The following is a 17059-nucleotide window of genomic DNA, read 5'->3' on the forward strand; positions in this document are numbered from 1 at the left end:
GCAAAATACAGGTACTATTTGGTATAAAATATCAAGGACTTTCTTACGAACACTATTTGAAAGGGGAACTTTTATGAATGTAAATGGATACAACAATAAGACAAAGACCACCGTTTTATCACTTCTATTTTTGACATGGATTGTCAACTATTTGGACAAAAACTCCATGAATGTTGCTATTATTTCCATTACTAAAGAATTTAGTTTAACTCCTACCCAAGCTGGTATGGTCATCAGCAGCTTCTTCCTATCATATGCGATTATGCAATTAATTGGCGGATGGCTGACGGATAAATATGGATCGAAAAAAATCATTCTCGTCTCATTAATTGTTTGGTCCATCTTTACTATCCTGACCGGTTTTGCATGGTCCTTCATCTCTCTAATCGTCATTCGATTTCTTTTTGGATTGGGAGAAGGAAGCTTTCCGTCCGCAAGTTCTGTTGCCTTAGCAGAAAATTTCCCTAAAGAACAACGTGGGCGTGCAAAAGGAGTGTTATCAGCCGCTACTCAAATCGGGGCCATCATTGCTGTACTCGTTGCTGCATTGCTTATTCAAAGTATCGGATGGAATATTATGTTCTTCATCTTTGGGGCTCTCGGTTTCCTTTTCCTTCTTTTACTTTGGAAGTATCTCCCGGAAAGAACGGCCGCAAAAGGGAACACTGAAGTACAAAAGGTTTCTTATTTAAAGGTTTTAAAAAATCCTACAGCCTGGAAGCTGATGCTAATTTATTTTGGAATGAGCACGGTGAACTGGGGATTAAGTTCATGGTTGCCTTCCTATTGGGTAAACGTGCGTGGTCTCGCGCTCGTTAAAACAGGATTTATTTCTATGCTGCCGGTAGCGTGTTCGCTGATCGGGATTACAATCAGCTCATGGGCGTTGGATAAAATGGCTGCAGGTAAAGAAAAGTACCTTATTATCACCGGTGCTGTCATAGGAATTATCTCTCTCTATTTAACAATGAATGCCTCCTCTGTTCCGCTGGCTCTCACATATCTTTGCCTTGCTTATTTTGGAGTAGGTCTTACCTCCGTTGTGCTTGCGTTACCATTGAAATATTTCTCACAAAGTACAATGGGTACGACAGTTGGGATTATGTATTTTGGAGGTCAAATGGCAGGTACGATTGCCCCTACACTCATGGGGTATACCATCACTTTATTTAATGGATCGTACACCGGAGCGTTTACACTATTGATTGTTGCTCTCATGATCCCGATTGTAACCAGCCTATTTCTTAATTTCAAAACAGCTACACAAGACATGAGGAGTGACGCAGCATGAATAATATTCAAAAAGTTGTAGATTTAATCGAGGAGAAAAAGGACAAATGGATCAAGATAAGTGATCAAATTTGGGAATTTGCAGAAACACGTTTCGAAGAATTCCGCTCCGCTGATCTAATCTGTCAAGCCCTCGAATCAGAAGGATTTTCGGTCGAGAAAGGAATCGTTGGCATGCCTACTGCTTTTGTCGGCAGTTTTGGCAGGGGGAAACCAGTGGTTGCCATCCTTGGTGAATATGATGCCCTTTCCGGACTAAGTCAAAAAGACGGTGTTTCCAATCAGGATCCGATTATTTCGGGCGGGAACGGGCATGGCTGCGGGCATAATCTCCTTGGAACGGGCTCCCTTGCTGCCGCTGTCGCTCTCAAAGACATGGTGCAGCAAGAAGGGTTACAAGGAACAGTCCGATATTACGGCTGCCCGGCTGAAGAAGGTGGGTCAGGAAAAACGTATATGGCAAGAGAAGGATGTTTTAACGATGTAGATTTCGCCTTATGCTGGCATCCGTGGACAACAAATACCATTTTACCATCGAATTCATTGGCTAATTATCAAGTATTCTATAAATTCAAAGGGAAAAGTGCACATGCTGCTGCTCAACCGCATCTCGGAAGAAGTGCCCTTGATGCCGTGGAGCTGATGAATGTAGGTGTCAATTACTTACGTGAACATATCATTCAAGAAGCAAGAGTCCATTATGCCGTCACCAACACAGGCGGGTTTTCCCCAAATGTAGTTCAGGCAGAAGCTGAAGTGCTTTATCTAATCAGAGCTCCCAAAACGCCTCAAGTCCAGGAAATTTATGAAAGAGTCTGCAATATTGCACGTGGAGCCGCACTGATGACAGGAACGGAAGTGGAAATTATTTTCGACAAAGCCTGTTCCAATCTGGTTCCAAATACCACACTCGAATCTGTCATGGCAGATGTATTTACGGAAGTTGGTACACCAACTTATAATGACGAAGAAATTCATTTTGCCGAGCAGCTTCAAGCCACATTAGCTGATGAAGACAAAGCGAACGAAATCAATAATTTACCGAAAGAGGTTGCCGGGCATCTGAAGGGAAAAGCCATGTCCGATCGGATTAACCCATATACTCTAGCATTATCTGAAAAACCCCTTGGAGGATCGACCGACGTTGGGGATGTAAGCTGGGTCACACCAACAGCCCAACTAGGCAGTGCCTGCTGGGTACTAGGAACACCTGCACACACTTGGCAGGTTGTCACAATCGGAAAGACATCCATTGCTCATAAAGGAATGCTTTTGGCAGGAAAGGTTTTAGCGGGAACAGCATTTGAAATCATGAAAAACCAGGAACTGCTCATAAAAGCTAAAGAAGAACTCAAAGATCGTTTAGGGGAAAATATTTATCAATGTCCAATTCCCCAAGAGGTGGAACCACCTTGTAATCGAAGATAATTTGAAACAGCGCGAGGCACCATTGTCTTAAACATAGACCCTATGGTGCTTTGCGCTTTTCTCTATTCATCAAATCCCAGCAAAATCTCTCTAAAATCACATATAAAAAATGGCCCGATATTTGTCCTTGTTACGAATTAAAAATCAGTTAGGGTAACGATATTACCCTAACTTTTACTTAGGTTTCCTCGGAGACATATTTTTAATTTTAACCTTTACCCGTTAACCATATATATTCTTCACTTATTCAAGAATTTTGTTAGGACTCTTTCTTATTCAAGAAGAGCGCCCTTTAGTGGGATAAGTAACAGCTGCTGTGACTAGATAGTCGGATCATTCAACTGTACATTGAATAAATACAACTTTAAGCTACATAAAATTACTATTATTTTTTTATTTAAATTAAAGCTGCCAAATGTTTTGATGCATCGTATTGTATGAGTGGTTTATTATCAATAGTTTCAACAATGTTTAAAACATGGGTTTGTCTACGTTATTAAACGACTTTGATAATCGTTATTGTATTTTATTATTAAAGATTACTTTCTCCACATCATGCCTGACAGTTTTGTGACCACTCTTAATACCTTTTCCAATTGCTAAAAGCATAACGTCCAAATACCTCTCAGAAATATGCAATGCCGACTTAAGCTGTTGGGAATCATATCCTGACATTGTAATTGTTTCAAGACCAGCTTCATTAGCCAGTAGAATTAATGACATGGAAGCCAGGCTTGCATCTCTTGTTAATTCGATGCTTAAATCTTCTTTTGATTTATTTGCATAATAATTTATAGCAGCACCTGCCAAATAATCTCTTAGTTTTGCATCAAAAAAACCTGCCTGAAATCCTTCTTCATGTATCTTTATGATATTTTCTTTCTCAAAAGCATGGTAATCCCCAAGTATCACAATTAATGTGGATGCTTCTGTCACTTGTTGTTGATTAAAGGCTATCGGTAACAACAAATCTCGCAGATGAGCATCGTCTATGACTAAGTATCGCGTTGCTTGTATATTATTTCCGTTAGGCGACTTACTAGCACTTTCAATCAAGGATGTTACCGTTTCTGAACTGACTTTAAAGTTTGAATCATAATGCCTAACGGAACGTCTTTTTTCCAAAATATCCTTTACACTCATGGTATCCACTCCAAATTTTTTTTTTGCTACAAACCCGATTATAATAGACACTAAACTAAGAGAAAATAACGCACATTAATGTGGCATAGCCACTTTTTAGTGCCTATTTAGGCTTAATCATTATATACGAGGGGGAATAAAGGGTGGGGAGTCAAAATACTGGAATTAATATTTTCATGAATACAGTAGGAGGAAAGTGGAAATGTCTAATCCTCTATTTCTTGAGCCAAAAATCAATGCGAACAAAAGAATTTTATGAAAGAATCCCAGCAATTACACAAAAAGTTTTGACTGATCAATTAAAGCAGTTAGAAAAAGATGGGATAGTCCGAAGAGAAGTATTTAAGGAATTGCCTCCAAAAGTAGAATACAGCTTAACAGAGTTAGGTGAATCATTTGTACCAGTTTTAAACACAATGTGTGAGTGGGGGAATAATTATGCGGTTGTAAGAGAGATAGATCGAGATGAGGAAATTTGTTGTCATTATAGTTAAATTCAATTTTTATAAATTGTAAAGATTTATTCAAGTAGATTAATCTTAAACTAAACTCAAATCCTCATTTTAATATAAATATTCATTTTCATTTTTAATACCTTGTTCAACAACTGGCCCGTTTGTTGAAAAATAAAAGGAACTCCTTAATTGATAAAAGCCTTTGCTTTCGTTGAGCAAAGGCTTTTTTTGACGAGTTTCTTCTATTTTTGCTGATTAAACCTGAAATAAAGTTCTTGGTAAGTCATTAACTTCAAATGCAGCATGTATTCCGGACTCGATTGCACCTTGGATCCAAACATGAGTAGTTGAGGCATGTTCGCCAGCAAAATGAACTCTTCCTTCGGGAGTAGAAATATAAGGAGATAATTCTTTTACCTGTTCGGGTTTAAACATCGTAAATGCCCCAGCAGAATACGGATATCGAACCCAACTGTGGCTCACTCCTGCTTGAAACTCACTGAACACCTGTTTACCATAAATGGCAGCCAAGTTTTTTAATACATATTCCAAGCGATCATCATTTTCCAAACTGTCCCAAGGTACAGCATCATCCTCCCATGTATAACTCCCTAAAATAACACCCGATCCTTGTGTACCGAGGTCATAACTCGGGTATTGAATATATTTAATAGGGAGATCCGTAACGGTTTGCCCACCATACAAACCTTGCCTTTCCCAGAACCTGTTTTTAAACTGGATGCCGGTCTTCGTAGAGCCCGCATAATTAAGTTCCCGAATTGCCTTCCATTTGTTTTCAGAAAAAGAATTTCGCGGTTCGATTTCCACAAATTGTAACACTGAAAAAGGAATGGTCACAATCGCAAGATCACCGGTGATTTGAAATGGCTCTAAGATTTTATGGACAGAATGAATGGTTACTTGGTTGTCATGCTGCACAATTTTCCTCACTTTTTGTCCGTAAAATATATCATCTTTCAATTGAGTCGTAAATGCTTTAGGAAGTTGATCGTTACCGCCCGTGATTTCATAAAAGGTGATATCAGGGGTAAATAGGATTAACAGTTCACGTAACAGTTCCAAGAAAGAAAGCTCCATAAGTCCTTCCAGTGTAAGCATTACTTTAATCATTTCGATGGCACCCGGAGATAATGTGACTCCAAACGGGTTATATCTCAAATAAGTGTCCATTGAGTATTTATCCAATTCTTTTATGACCCAAGGCCAATTTCTCTTTGGGTTTTGTTCAATAAAATCTGTCACCGGTTTTATTGCTAATTGAAGCAACTCCTTAGCGGTTTTACCTTTTTCTTGTGGGTACACGGGAAAGCGCAAAATATCAGGGTTCTGTTCATACACCTTAAAATGAGTTTTGATTCCTTTAATATAGATAATGTCATTAGGAGTCGAATTGATAAACCTATTAACCGGAAGTTTAAATTTTTTTATATATTCCAAAACCAACAAATGAGTATGAGGAATTCGCATTGCCCCAGCCTCAAGATATTGCCCATCCCTGAAATCGCCTCTTAACGTATAGATCCTCCCTCCCACCCTATCAGTAGCTTCAAGGATTGTAACATTGTGTCCAGCTTGCTTAAGTAAAGAGGCCGAGACCAGTCCTGCCATACCTGCGCCAATAATAATGATCTTCTTAGGTGTTGTGGTTTTTTCAAGTCCATTTCTGATGATTGAAATCATTTGATCAGAGGATAGCTTAGGAAATACGTAATTTAACATATTTTTCTCCTCTACACTTCTAATTAGACCGTAATATGGCTTACTGCCATCCTATTCAACTAGAAAGTAAAATTATGCATGGAAGGACAAAAATCTATTAAACTTGGACATACTGACATTACCACTCAGAAAGGTGGGATTGATAGCCGTTGAATCTTGAATACGAGCAGCTAATAAGTCTATAGGAGAATGAAGTTAGATTCAGCATAGGGAGAAATCAAATCAATCCGTTGAGGTTCAGAATTTTGGGGTTAGGGAGGATAATATGCATCACTGAAGTTGATCTTAAAAATCTGCCTATCAGTTCAATAAGAATATTTAATTAAAACAACTACAATCTCTTTTACCACAATATAGCCCAATACATAAAGAACGAGCACAATTCTTGCTACAGAATTGCGCCCGTTTGTTGAAGAACATTGAGTAAGTAAAATAAATACCTACCCATATAAAATGAGGCTAACTTTGTAGTAATCACACGAGTTTAAGAAAATAATGATCTATCTAATTAAATATTTCCAATTGGACTCCTGCAAATTCCCATTGGAATTCTCTTTTGATTAATACCTTTCTTTAGGTTTACTAAAGGTGACCCTTGATAAACTTGTTGAATGATGGTTTCTATCTTTACTCTTTCTTGTTGAGTAATATTTTCTTTCGTAAGCATTTTATTAAACCATTGACTGATTTCCATAGGTGAAATATTTCCAGCGATTGAAGAAAGACGATCAAACCCCTGTAATACTTTTTCCTCTAATTCCACTTCTCCACCAGCATAAAAATGAAAGTTGCTTCTGTTAATATTGTTTTTTAGTAGTCCAACTTTTTCTTTATTACCAGCTTCTTTTAATCCAACTACTAATTCTATCTTACTTAACTGAATAATACTGTTTACTGATAAATTAAATCCAGTTCTTTTTGGATTGTTATATAAGATAGTAGGCTTTTTACTAAGATTAATAATGGTTTTTGTATAAACTAATGCCTCTTCTTGTGTTGGTAGAACATATGGTGGATACCCAAGCAAAATACCTGATATTTTTGTAGTCCGAATCTTTTTAGCGAGTTCTTCTGCCTCTTTCTGTCTAATAGATGACACCCCAAATAAAATTTCCATATTATTAATAAGTTCTTCTTCCAATACTAAACTGTTTATTATTTCAATTTTCTCTTTAAGGTTCAGACTATGCTGCTCACCAGTAGATCCAGAGACAAGAACAGACTTTACTCCTTGTTTATACAAATCTCTTATATGATCTATTGTCCCCTGAATATTTACAGATTCGTCTTCAAAAAATGCAGTTGGCACAGCAATGTGAAATGTTTCTTTTAGCATAATGTTATCTCCTTTATCCTTTTTTATCTCTACTTCAACTTACCTGCACCGTTTCTGGAAGATCGTTTCAAAACCTTATTTAAGTAAAGACCCGTTACTTTAATAACAACTTTAAAGTGCGATGGGATGTACATTAGAACACACTCTTTTGCTTTTTGATCACTAAAATGTAAACTTATTATAATAAAGCATCTGGCATCAATAAAAGTACCAGTTTACAAGCATTTTCAAGTGCCAGTTTATAAGGAGGTTAAATATGTTAGAAATAACGCCAACCTTAGATGTTAGAAAAAAAGAGCCCATTTATATCCAACTTTATGAGTATCTTAGAAAAGAAATACAAAGAAAAAACATTCCCCCTCACAGTAAGTTACCTTCTCAAAGAAATTTGGCGGATTATTTAAACGTGAGTCGTAACACAGTTGATGCTGCTTACCAACAACTTGTTGCTGAAGGTTATATTAGAAGTGAAGAAAGAAAAGGATTGTTTGTTGTAGAGATAAAAAATGACCTCTTCCTTATAGATTCTAACAACAACGATATGGATAAAACTGCAAATTGGGAATTTGATCATCAGGAAGATCAACCACCAAAGATTGAATACGATTTTAAGTATGGGGATGTAGATTTAACTCATTTTCCATTTAAGTTATGGCGTCAATTGACCATGAAAAGCCTCGCTGCCGAACAAGACCAGCTGTTATTGTATGGAGATCCACAAGGAGAATTTGAACTTCGAAAACACATTGCTAGATACCTTTATCAATCTAGAGGAGTTGAATGTTCTGAAGATCAAATAGTAATTGGAGCAGGTACACAATACCTATTAAGCATGCTATGTAAAATGATTGGCAGAGAATTAGTTTATGGTATAGAAGAACCCGGTTATGACCGAGTACGCCTTATATTTAAGGACTATGGAAGAACAGTTAAGCCCATTCATCTTGATGAAAATGGAATTAATGTTACTGAATTAACAGAGAGCGAAGTGAAAGTTGTCTACGTCACTCCTTCCCATCAATTCCCTTTAGGAACCGTAATGCCAATATCACGGCGCTTAGAATTGATAGAATGGGCGAGGGAGAAGGGTGGATATGTCATCGAAGATGATTATGATAGTGAATTTCGATACGAAGGAAAGCCCATTCCATCGCTTCAAAGCCTTGATCTGTATGGAAATGTTGTATACATGGGGACTTTTGCCAAGTCACTAATTCCATCTTTGCGTTTGAGCTATATGGTACTTCCGACAAAGTTGCTAGTAAAGTACAATGAAAACTTTATTGGTTATAAGCAAACTGTTTCAAGATTACATCAACATACTCTAAAGCTCTTTATGGAAAGTGGCCAATGGTCAAGGCATTTGAACAAAGTAAGAAATATTTATAAGAAAAGGCATAACGCTTTACTCACATCTATTAAAGCTAACATGAATGATCAGGTCCGAATAATTGGTTCAGGTTCTGGTTTACACGTGCTATTAGGACCCAAGAATAACATGACAGAGAAAGAGCTTATCGCTACTGCTAAAGAGAAGGGAGTTTTAGTGTATCCAGTGTCCTCATTTTATGAGCGACCACCTTCTCAAGAATATTCTCAAGTGCTTCTTGGATTTGCCGGTTTAGATGAGAATAGGATTCATGAGGGAGTTCACTTACTTTCCAAAGCTTGGTTCTAACTAATGCTACTACCTATAAACATAAGCATACAAAAAGACGAAGAACCAATAATGTCATTGGCTCTTCGATTTTTTTAGAACATTATAGTCACACCTAACTTCACCTGACTGGTAAGGAATTTATTATAGTCTCTTATTAAGCAACTGCCTGTTAGTTCAAGAAGACTTACTCTTAAGAGCACTGCTGAATTACAAAAAAGTGCTTATGGCACTTCAAAGTGCGTACTTCTCAAGTGTGGTTCCTTGATGCAAAATAACAGTGAACGAAGCACAGTACAGAAGGAGCTGCACACTATGAATAATGAATCTAAAACAATACGCAAAGTCGCCTTGGTCGTAGGCGCAAATGGTGTCATCGGTCGCAACCTCATTGATCACCTCATTACCCTCCCTGATTGGGACGTGATCGGCGTATCGCGTCGAGGCGGAGAGTCTGTCGGCCGTGTCCGGTATGTGGCTGTGGATTTGCTCAATATAGACGACACCCGCAAGAAGCTAAAGAGTTTAACTGAGGTAACACACATCTTCTATGCCGCCTATCAGGACCGTCCGACTTGGGCCGAACTTGTTCCGCCTAACCTTGCCATGCTAGTGAACACCGTAGAGTCGATCGAACCCATCGCGGCGAGCTTAAAACATGTCAGTTTGTTGCAGGGATACAAGGTATACGGCGCACATCTCGGCCCTTTCAAAACGCCTGCTCGTGAGACAGACGCGAACCATATGCCGCCCGAGTTCAATGTTGATCAGCAAGATTTCTTAGAACAAAGGCAAAAAGGTAAGGGTTGGACTTGGTCTGCGCTACGTCCTTCTGTAGTCTGCGGCTTCTCGCTTGGAAATCCGATGAACCTCGCCATGGTTATTGCGATCTACGCCTCAATTTCGAAGGAGCTTGGACTTCCGCTTCGGTTTCCGGGCAAGCCAGGTGCTTACGACAGCCTCTTGGAGATGACAGATGCCGGGCTTCTCGCGAAGGCAACAGTATGGGCGGCGACTGAAGAGCGTTGTGCCAATCAGGCATTCAACATCACGAACGGCGATCTGTTCCGCTGGAACGAATTATGGCCGAAGATCGCTCACTACTTCGGCTTGGAGACGGCGCCTCCACTGCAGATGCCACTGGACGTTGTCATGGCGGACAAGGAGCAGCTTTGGAACAAAATGGTCGAGAATCATGGGCTTGCTCGGCATTCCTATAAAGACGTATCCTCCTGGCGATTCGGTGATTTCGTGTTCTCTTGGGATTACGATTTCTTCGCCGACGGAACTAAGGCCCGTCGCTTAGGTTTTCACGAATACGTCGATACCGAAGCGATGTTTATGAACATCTTCGACGACTTTCGCAAACGCAAAGTCATCCCATAAACGAAAAGCCGGCCTTGTATTAGGTCGGCTTATATATTATGTACTTCATCAAGCTGTGGGTTTGCTAGAACGGTAGCCCTTCCCCCGTACTTTTTCTCTATATGCGAATCCCCCCACCTACACATCAGATGCAGGATCTCCTTTAGACTCCAGCCGTAGTCTGTCAATTCATACTCTACCTTGGGTGGAACCTGGTTGTAAGAAATGCGTAAGATCACGCCTTCCTCTTCAAGCTCCCGAAGTTGCTGTGTTAACATTTTTTGAGTAATTGCGGGTATCAAGCTTTTCAATTCATTGTTACGTTTCTTGCCAAAGGTTAGATGAAAAAGAATTACGGGTTTCCATTTCCCTCCAATTACTTCCAAAGTTGCCTCTACCGCAGTGTTGTAAATCTTATCAGGATCCTTCATTACATACCTCGCCTCCCTTTTTTTAATATTCCGACACATGTCACTGGTAAACATCAGATGAATTGAAGCATTAAATTTCCGTCTTTGAATTTTATATCTACAAGCAAAATATTACGCTATCCTGCCCCCATTAATTGAATAATTCAATTACATACGAATAATTCCTTCTCTTAATCAAGAATATGGCCCTTTAATGGAACACGATTAGCAATTTAAACATTTATTACTCCAGAAAAGGTCTATGATCGGTATGAAAAAAAAGAAGTTGTTTAAGATAATGAATATTTCTAGTTGCATAATACTTATTCTCAGTTTTATTAATTTATATGTATAAAAGAATAATAGCTTGGGAATCATAAAGATAAAGAAGTTAAATAAAGGAGGTAAAATAGTGACAAGAGAAAGCAAATTAACGTTGTCTGATTTTGTTAATAAAGATCGATTTGAACTAAACTCTTTTCTTACCTATTTGATCCATCAATTTTATTATAATGATCCGGATCAGTCTAAAGATAGAATGGTATAGATTAACGATTAAGTAAACTGAAAGAATAATAGTCTTTGAGATGAATTAAAAATATTCTAAAGACCATAACAGAAGGTTTCAATGAGTTACACTTTCAGATGTAAACTCATTAGCTATAAATACCATGGAACTGCCAAGCAAAATATTTGAATAGTCTGAAAATCGTTAGTATAATAGAAAAAAGGTCAAGGAGTTGGTTTCCTATGGAAAGGAATTTGCTTAATACACCACCACAAAATGAAGTAAACGTCATGGATTCTGAATTTGCTGAAACGTTGTTAAATAAAGTCCTTCGTAATTTACGAAAAGAGCAAATCCGAAAAGAGATTGACCAGTCATTACAGGAACGAAACAAAGAAAAATTCCTACGACTAACAGAGGAATTGAAAAATATTACTTAAAATGTTGTATTATATATCGAGATGATTTTGAACTTAACATAATGAGACATTATCGGCATTGAAAAAGGATCTTCGATCGGAAGATCCTTTTTGCTGCTTGTTCAATTAAAGCGCCCTATTGCTTAAATATCACTTTTTAAATAAAACACTAGATGACAGTCCGTAAAATCGCCAGCCATCAGAAACGTTGATTGCTAAGCAAAACGTAAAAAATAAGTCAAAATTCCACAGGGACGGTTCTCATGGTCTTATTCAATCAATTTTTCCTTGTCCAATAAAGCCACCAGAACCGACCCCATGGTCATTGGGCTATGTGAGGTAGTGCCAATGTACCGGAACTTATCATATTTGCATTGATATTTTCCTAATAATATCCTATTATGGAAATTAGATTTCAATATAGGGAGTTTGAAAAATATGAAAAAGTTGTTTACTATTTTACTATCTTTGGGATTAGTTGTGGGGTTATCCTTCAGTTTGACTGATTCTGCGGAAGCACAGGTGAAGATTAAAACTTACCAAAACTGTACTGCTTTGAATAAGGATTTCAAAGGTGGAGTGGCAAGAGCATCTAATGTTAAAAACAAGGGTGGAAAAACTAAGTACAAGCCATATGTTTCAAAAGCGCTGTATGACGCTAATAAGAAAAGTGACCGGGATAAAGATTTTATTGCATGTGAGCGATAATAGGTATACATGTCAAAAGGAGGGCTGATCAGTCCTCCTTTATTTTTGGTTGTCTTCTGAGAGATTGTGGCTCTCTTCGTTGGAGAATATGTTACTCGTTACCGCCAAATCCATTTTTTTAAAGTCACTAGTAAGGTGACATTCATAATTGGCCATCTAAGCGGTATAAAGGTTAAAACCCGTAGCTGGAGCAAGAGATTTGTCCTTTATACGATCCCTATTGGACAAAACCGGCCGTATGTACAAGAGATTTGACTTTTATAAGTTCCAAACCACTTTTGTCAGTAATCGACACCCTTTCGACTAAATTCCATATAGGCTATACTAATCAAACGTTTAGTTAAAACAGCTATAAGCACTGATATATAAGGATTCTCCCTGCCAAGCAAGATTGAAAATTGTCGAGAACCGGAAATAAATTCCGCAGGAAATAACACAACTTTCCACAAAATCAGATAGGTTTCTATTAAACTTACATAATTCTATTAATTGCCCGTCCATTCCCCACTACACAAACGTTTAATTAATAGTGGCCTCATCACGCACCACTCCAGACTTTATCCTTTCAAACATCTAAGAAGCTTGTCAAGATATGTCTTCAACAGGACTCTTTTTAAAAGGAACCCCAGTTAGCTGCTGAACTAGAATTTTGTGCCTTTACCCTGTATTGCTGCGATTGGTTAATTTTCACCAGTGTCGTAGTTTTCGGCATGAATATAAAAAGGTTTGCAGTACTTCTCCCGCCTCTGTTCTATTGTCCCTTCGTAATAGTCTAAAAGGCAGTACATATACATAAACCGTGGCGGTATCGAGCTGGGATACTTAAATAGATAAAAGCTGCTCCAAGGATAGTATTCAGGTTGCCTGACCATCTTTGCATCAACAGGATTTAAATAAAGTAGCGGCTTACCTCTAACATTCCTTCTTTATCTTCAATCACCTTGTCATAATAGCGTTTTTCATAGACATGTCCTGTTAAACGGTACTTGGTATTGTAATAGTTGGCATTTGTTCAAGTGATTTGAAATCCTGTGAATAAGTGAGTATTCGAGAGATAATCGTATCTAACTGAAGGAGCTTAATAGATCCCTTCCTTAATAATGCACAATTTCGGAAGTGCGACATAACTTCCTATTTATTGTCGAATTTTTTCGATTTTATTTTGTTCAATATAGTGAACGTTTGTAGTACAATTGTTTCATATTATTAACAATTTTTAGAAAAAAGCAAACCATTTGAAAGAATGGGACGCAAAGCTACAGGTCTAAGGTTATAAACTAAGATGGCTGAGTTGCCTATAATAGTACATATTTTAGGGGGAATATTATGACTGCAACTGCTGGCAAAAAAGAATTAGACAAAGATTGGTTTGACCTCATTTTGGAAGCTCGTAATTTAGGAATTTCTGTTGATGAAATTAAAGAATTTCTAAATAAATAATCTTGACCTCTGTGAGGTCTATTTTTTTAATTCCTTCGCACTTTGTGTCGAATGCGACATAAAACTAGTTAGCTGAAGAAGAAAAAATGCTGCCTTTTTGCAGCCTTTTCTTAAGGAAAGCACCCTATAGTCTAAGTGTAATTCTTCACAATCTTTTTATTAAAAAGACGTTGATGTTGTCTGGTTTAGTTTGATGAAATATTCAAGACATGTACAATCCAGTAATACAAAATAGTACTCACACCTATGAACTTAAAACAAGACTTCTTTGGTCCATGGGACTTCAAAAAGAGCTGTAAATTTGGGAGACGACGCCGAACTAATTGGTTCATGAAGAATTACTTAAATTAGGGGATGAATATACAGTTCTTTTAGATATTAATCTACCAAAATCAATCTATATTCGAAAGGGATTTTTAATTTCCTAATTACACCAGCTATATTTATAACTCTACAATTGGATTTTATTCCATTGTTATTTTTACCGACCGCTCGAAAAGGGATATTGAAGGTAAATCGGATGCAATAATTGTAAAAGTGTCTTCTTTAATCAAAACCATTCTTGACTGTAGTACAAAATTCCATTTTACAGAAGAACAAGTGGATAAGATAGTTGTTACAATACTCATTAGAAAGAAAAGAGCAGCAGCTATATAAGTTTCAACATATAAATTTATACCGTTTTTTATAGCGTTATAAAGTGGATAATAGCAACAAATTTCGGGGCGTGGCACCGAAAAAAAAAGCAAACAAAGGAGGGAATACAAATATATAGCTGACATTTTAGGCCTCCTGGTATTTGAGTGTTGTCCTTTTCGCTGGCCAGCTTCAGGACACTCTTATTCTACCAAGAGGTTATATTTTTGTTCAAACCTCATTTTCAGTCATTACAGGGATGCTGCTCCGTTAGTTCAATAACTATAAAGAAAAAAGACTGGCGGTAAGTGGAATTTGTTATTGAAGCAGGCTATTCACTTGTTAATATTAACTTTCGTGTTTTGGCATCATATATTTTATAACCAATTTCAAAATTATGGTCTTTTGTTACTGTCACTTTACAATAATAAGGGATTGACTTTCCATAAGCATCAAGCGTAGGAATATCTTTGAAAGTAAACATCTCACCTGTATTGAGCATATTAAAGTCAGCTCCAGAAGAACGACCTGATGAATCTATTTCGATAACACATTTCCCACTGACGACATCATATTCCTTTAGCACAACATATTTTAGGCTTGGGAGAGTAACGGCTAAAATTAAAACACCAAATAAAAACATTCCTAAGCATCTACCTACATCTAAAAATGGATAGTCTTTATCACTATACATAGCAATGAAAAATAATACTGCGATTATTACGAACGAAGCTCCAACCACGAGCATTGCATAGTAAAAGAACATCTTTTCACTTCCTATAAAAATTGAATGGAATATATTAATATAATATTACCTCTTTTTCCACTAAAGTGCCTGTTAGCTGAATAAGAAAAGAGCGACCTTCGTTACTGAAGAATCGTACCTGTTAGGTTAATAAGAAACTACAAAATACCAATTTTTATCTAATTTATCTATCTCTTTAATATCTCCATCAAAGTCATTGTGATTTGGCTTTTTATCTTCAGGGGAATAAACAAAACCAGAAAATCCATCTAATACTCCACGGTGAGTTAAAAATAAAATGGAATATTGATTATCCTTTTTTTCGATGAATATTTCCCCACCGCCCTTAGATAATTGTTCATATTTCTCAGGTAAATGAATAGTAGAAGGGCTATTTGGCAAGTTTGGTTTTAATGCACCCGTTTCCACCAATTGCACCACTTCTTCTCTTTCTGATTTATTCATTTTAAAATCCAAATCTAACATAACTTGAGTGAAAGGAAAGAACCACCATAGTAAAATAGTCAATAACTGTATGACGAAGGGTTTCCAATCCTTCTTTTTGAATAAATTGATAATTGTCTTAACTGTAATGAAAATAAAAAATCCAAATACCACTAACCAAATAGGTAACATTAAAAATTCGGTAATTATTTCAACCAAATTCCATTGAAAAAACATAACTAAAATAACTAATATGCTGCTTGCTAACGACAAGAAAAACAGTCGATTTTCTTTCAACGTTGTCACTCTCTCAGAGTATATTTTTGCTTCATTGTATAGAAAAAATCATATGAATTTCAATGGTTTTATATGGTACCGCTTCTGTAGCTAACCTGCTCCGTTAGTGCAGCAAGCATAACTTCACAAATATGTATAAATATTAGCTTATATACATTTTTTCTTGAGTATAGATTCATAAATTTACTGCCAAAACATACATTAATTAATTTCCAGAAACATCCAAACAAAGGTCTGCCCGATTAACCAAGGCAATCATGTATGTCTCTCCATGTAAAAATGTACGTTTCAAACTGGAAAAAGTGCCCCAATTTATCAAGCAAAAACTGTGTCATCTCTTTCAAGCGGTCACAAGTCTCCATCTCACTATGGTAACACCTCATCTTTTTCAAAATAAAAAGACTTCATATATAAACAAATGAAGTCTCTTTGCTTTGAAAAACTCTATTATATTCGTAAGAACTTTTTGATAAAAACACACGTTTTAATCAAAAACACTGGTCAATAGTTTCTGTCCTGCAGGATAGTAGTTTGAGGTTTTCTCGTCCCATTTTAACATTTTTTCAAAGATTTCCTCTTCCCCATTCGAACCATGTTCAGCATCGAAATATAAAATCCACTTAACTTGTTCTGGAGGGGTTTCCATTAATACTTGTGTGAAATAAGATCTGCGCAAAATTGTGGCTAAAGATTCATAGTGACCTCCTGGCACTCCGTGGTTACCTCCGTTTATGACAAATCTCGCTGCTATTCCTTTTTCTGAGACCTCTTCAGTGTGAATATAGGCATCCACAGGAAAATGATATACCCTACGTTCTTGACCTTCGTCCGACAATGGGATTGAATGACCTAAAAAAAACGGAAGCGAAAATCTATACACGCCTGGGGTTAAAAAGGTCATTACCGGTATTGTTTCTTCTTTTCTTTTATTAAACATTATGAATCTCTCCCTACTTTTTACTACTACTGTCGTACAACCTCATTATTATTAAGTATGCATGGAAAACCAATTGTATTCTAAGCTAGAAAAAAATATTA

At 37.1% G+C, this 17059-nt stretch carries 16 protein-coding genes, 1 pseudogene and 1 riboswitch; of the genes and pseudogenes, 9 read left to right on the forward strand and 8 right to left on the reverse strand.

The annotated features are described in order from the left end of the window. The first annotated feature begins 73 nt into the window (after window positions 1-73). Window positions 74-1291, forward strand: a complete 1218-nt coding sequence (locus tag ACSU6B_RS17335; protein WP_410887087.1) for an MFS transporter — start codon at window positions 74-76, stop codon at window positions 1289-1291. After that, window positions 1288-2718 (forward strand): M20 family metallopeptidase, encoded by a 1431-nt coding sequence (locus ACSU6B_RS17340; RefSeq protein ID WP_410887089.1) that lies wholly within the window; start codon window positions 1288-1290, stop codon window positions 2716-2718. The genes ACSU6B_RS17335 and ACSU6B_RS17340 overlap by 4 nt, the downstream gene beginning before the upstream one ends. Window positions 2719-3234: 516 nt before the next feature. Here the strand turns inward: ACSU6B_RS17340 and ACSU6B_RS17345 are convergent. Next, window positions 3235-3861 (reverse strand): nitroreductase family protein, encoded by a 627-nt coding sequence (locus ACSU6B_RS17345; RefSeq protein WP_410887091.1) that lies wholly within the window; start codon window positions 3859-3861, stop codon window positions 3235-3237. Window positions 3862-4004: 143 nt separating this feature from the next. On the opposite strand from ACSU6B_RS17345, the gene ACSU6B_RS17350 reads away from it, so the two are divergent. After that, complete coding sequence (locus ACSU6B_RS17350; protein ID WP_308160803.1) at window positions 4005-4355, forward strand: winged helix-turn-helix transcriptional regulator; 351 nt, start codon at window positions 4005-4007, stop codon at window positions 4353-4355. 216 nt (window positions 4356-4571) lie between these two features. Here the strand turns inward: ACSU6B_RS17350 and ACSU6B_RS17355 are convergent, their stop codons facing one another. Beyond that, entirely contained in the window at window positions 4572-6056 is a 1485-nt protein-coding gene (locus tag ACSU6B_RS17355) for a flavin monoamine oxidase family protein (protein ID WP_410887093.1), read from the reverse strand. A gap of 508 nt (window positions 6057-6564) precedes the next feature. Further along, window positions 6565-7392: a dihydrodipicolinate synthase family protein gene (locus ACSU6B_RS17360; protein ID WP_410887095.1), complete on the reverse strand. Its 828-nt coding sequence runs from the start codon at window positions 7390-7392 to the stop codon at window positions 6565-6567. 256 nt (window positions 7393-7648) lie between these two features. On the opposite strand from ACSU6B_RS17360, the gene ACSU6B_RS17365 reads away from it, so the two are divergent. Together ACSU6B_RS17365 and ACSU6B_RS17370 are read left to right on the forward strand one after the other, a co-directional pair. Beyond that, complete coding sequence (locus ACSU6B_RS17365) at window positions 7649-9070, forward strand: PLP-dependent aminotransferase family protein (protein WP_410887097.1); 1422 nt, start codon at window positions 7649-7651, stop codon at window positions 9068-9070. 294 nt (window positions 9071-9364) lie between these two features. After that, entirely contained in the window at window positions 9365-10435 is a 1071-nt protein-coding gene (locus tag ACSU6B_RS17370) for an SDR family oxidoreductase (RefSeq protein WP_410887099.1), read from the forward strand. 29 nt (window positions 10436-10464) lie between these two features. Here the strand turns inward: ACSU6B_RS17370 and ACSU6B_RS17375 are convergent, their stop codons facing one another. Continuing rightward, window positions 10465-10845 carry a winged helix-turn-helix transcriptional regulator gene (locus tag ACSU6B_RS17375; protein ID WP_410887101.1) on the reverse strand — a complete coding sequence of 127 codons (381 nt, stop codon included), beginning with the start codon at window positions 10843-10845 and terminating at the stop codon, window positions 10465-10467. 391 nt (window positions 10846-11236) lie between these two features. On the opposite strand from ACSU6B_RS17375, the gene ACSU6B_RS17380 reads away from it, so the two are divergent. The 3 genes from ACSU6B_RS17380 (at window position 11237) to ACSU6B_RS17390 (ending at window position 12459) form a co-directional block, all read left to right on the forward strand. Next, window positions 11237-11371, forward strand: coding sequence for a hypothetical protein (locus tag ACSU6B_RS17380; protein ID WP_410887103.1), 135 nt, complete (start codon window positions 11237-11239; stop codon window positions 11369-11371). Window positions 11372-11574: 203 nt separating this feature from the next. Further along, the gene (locus ACSU6B_RS17385) at window positions 11575-11772 is read left to right on the forward strand and encodes an IDEAL domain-containing protein (RefSeq protein WP_410887105.1); all 198 of its coding nucleotides are present in this window, start codon (window positions 11575-11577) and stop codon (window positions 11770-11772) included. Window positions 11773-12189: 417 nt separating this feature from the next. Next, complete coding sequence (locus ACSU6B_RS17390) at window positions 12190-12459, forward strand: excalibur calcium-binding domain-containing protein (protein ID WP_168241120.1); 270 nt, start codon at window positions 12190-12192, stop codon at window positions 12457-12459. Between the two features lie 680 nt (window positions 12460-13139). On the opposite strand, the pseudogene ACSU6B_RS17395 reads toward ACSU6B_RS17390, so the two are convergent. After that, window positions 13140-13465, reverse strand: a pseudogene (locus tag ACSU6B_RS17395) (hypothetical protein); the annotation flags it as partial. A 209-nt stretch (window positions 13466-13674) separates the two neighbouring features. Further along, a riboswitch (cyclic di-GMP riboswitch) is annotated at window positions 13675-13758 on the forward strand. Window positions 13759-13785: 27 nt separating this feature from the next. Between ACSU6B_RS17395 and ACSU6B_RS17400 the strand changes: the two are divergent. After that, on the forward strand, window positions 13786-13899 hold the full coding sequence (locus tag ACSU6B_RS17400; RefSeq protein ID WP_410887107.1) for an anti-repressor SinI family protein: 114 nt from the start codon (window positions 13786-13788) through the stop codon (window positions 13897-13899). A gap of 967 nt (window positions 13900-14866) precedes the next feature. On the opposite strand, the gene ACSU6B_RS17405 is transcribed toward ACSU6B_RS17400, so the two are convergent. The 3 genes from ACSU6B_RS17405 to ACSU6B_RS17415 all read right to left on the reverse strand — a co-directional run bounded on the left by ACSU6B_RS17405 (window position 14867) and on the right by ACSU6B_RS17415 (window position 16958). Beyond that, entirely contained in the window at window positions 14867-15301 is a 435-nt protein-coding gene (locus tag ACSU6B_RS17405) for a hypothetical protein (protein ID WP_410887109.1), read from the reverse strand. Window positions 15302-15427: 126 nt separating this feature from the next. Next, window positions 15428-16021 (reverse strand): hypothetical protein, encoded by a 594-nt coding sequence (locus ACSU6B_RS17410; RefSeq protein WP_410887111.1) that lies wholly within the window; start codon window positions 16019-16021, stop codon window positions 15428-15430. Window positions 16022-16505: 484 nt separating this feature from the next. Continuing rightward, the gene (locus ACSU6B_RS17415; RefSeq protein WP_410887113.1) at window positions 16506-16958 is read right to left on the reverse strand and encodes a hypothetical protein; all 453 of its coding nucleotides are present in this window, start codon (window positions 16956-16958) and stop codon (window positions 16506-16508) included. Window positions 16959-17059 lie beyond the last annotated feature (101 nt).

It is taken from the genome of Neobacillus sp. C211 (assembly GCF_051842875.1).
Taxonomy (GTDB): domain Bacteria; phylum Bacillota; class Bacilli; order Bacillales; family Cytobacillaceae; genus Neobacillus.

Coding starts and splice junctions, on each gene's coding strand:
- ACSU6B_RS17335 (WP_410887087.1), top strand. CDS start 74: ATGAATGTAAATGGATACAACAATAAGACAAAGACCACCGTTTTATCA.
- ACSU6B_RS17340 (WP_410887089.1), top strand. CDS start 1,288: ATGAATAATATTCAAAAAGTTGTAGATTTAATCGAGGAGAAAAAGGAC.
- ACSU6B_RS17345 (WP_410887091.1), bottom strand. CDS start 3,861: ATGAGTGTAAAGGATATTTTGGAAAAAAGACGTTCCGTTAGGCATTAT.
- ACSU6B_RS17355 (WP_410887093.1), bottom strand. CDS start 6,056: ATGTTAAATTACGTATTTCCTAAGCTATCCTCTGATCAAATGATTTCA.
- ACSU6B_RS17360 (WP_410887095.1), bottom strand. CDS start 7,392: ATGCTAAAAGAAACATTTCACATTGCTGTGCCAACTGCATTTTTTGAA.
- ACSU6B_RS17365 (WP_410887097.1), top strand. CDS start 7,649: ATGTTAGAAATAACGCCAACCTTAGATGTTAGAAAAAAAGAGCCCATT.
- ACSU6B_RS17370 (WP_410887099.1), top strand. CDS start 9,365: ATGAATAATGAATCTAAAACAATACGCAAAGTCGCCTTGGTCGTAGGC.
- ACSU6B_RS17375 (WP_410887101.1), bottom strand. CDS start 10,845: ATGAAGGATCCTGATAAGATTTACAACACTGCGGTAGAGGCAACTTTG.
- ACSU6B_RS17385 (WP_410887105.1), top strand. CDS start 11,575: ATGGAAAGGAATTTGCTTAATACACCACCACAAAATGAAGTAAACGTC.
- ACSU6B_RS17390 (WP_168241120.1), top strand. CDS start 12,190: ATGAAAAAGTTGTTTACTATTTTACTATCTTTGGGATTAGTTGTGGGG.
- ACSU6B_RS17400 (WP_410887107.1), top strand. CDS start 13,786: ATGACTGCAACTGCTGGCAAAAAAGAATTAGACAAAGATTGGTTTGAC.
- ACSU6B_RS17405 (WP_410887109.1), bottom strand. CDS start 15,301: ATGTTCTTTTACTATGCAATGCTCGTGGTTGGAGCTTCGTTCGTAATA.
- ACSU6B_RS17415 (WP_410887113.1), bottom strand. CDS start 16,958: ATGTTTAATAAAAGAAAAGAAGAAACAATACCGGTAATGACCTTTTTA.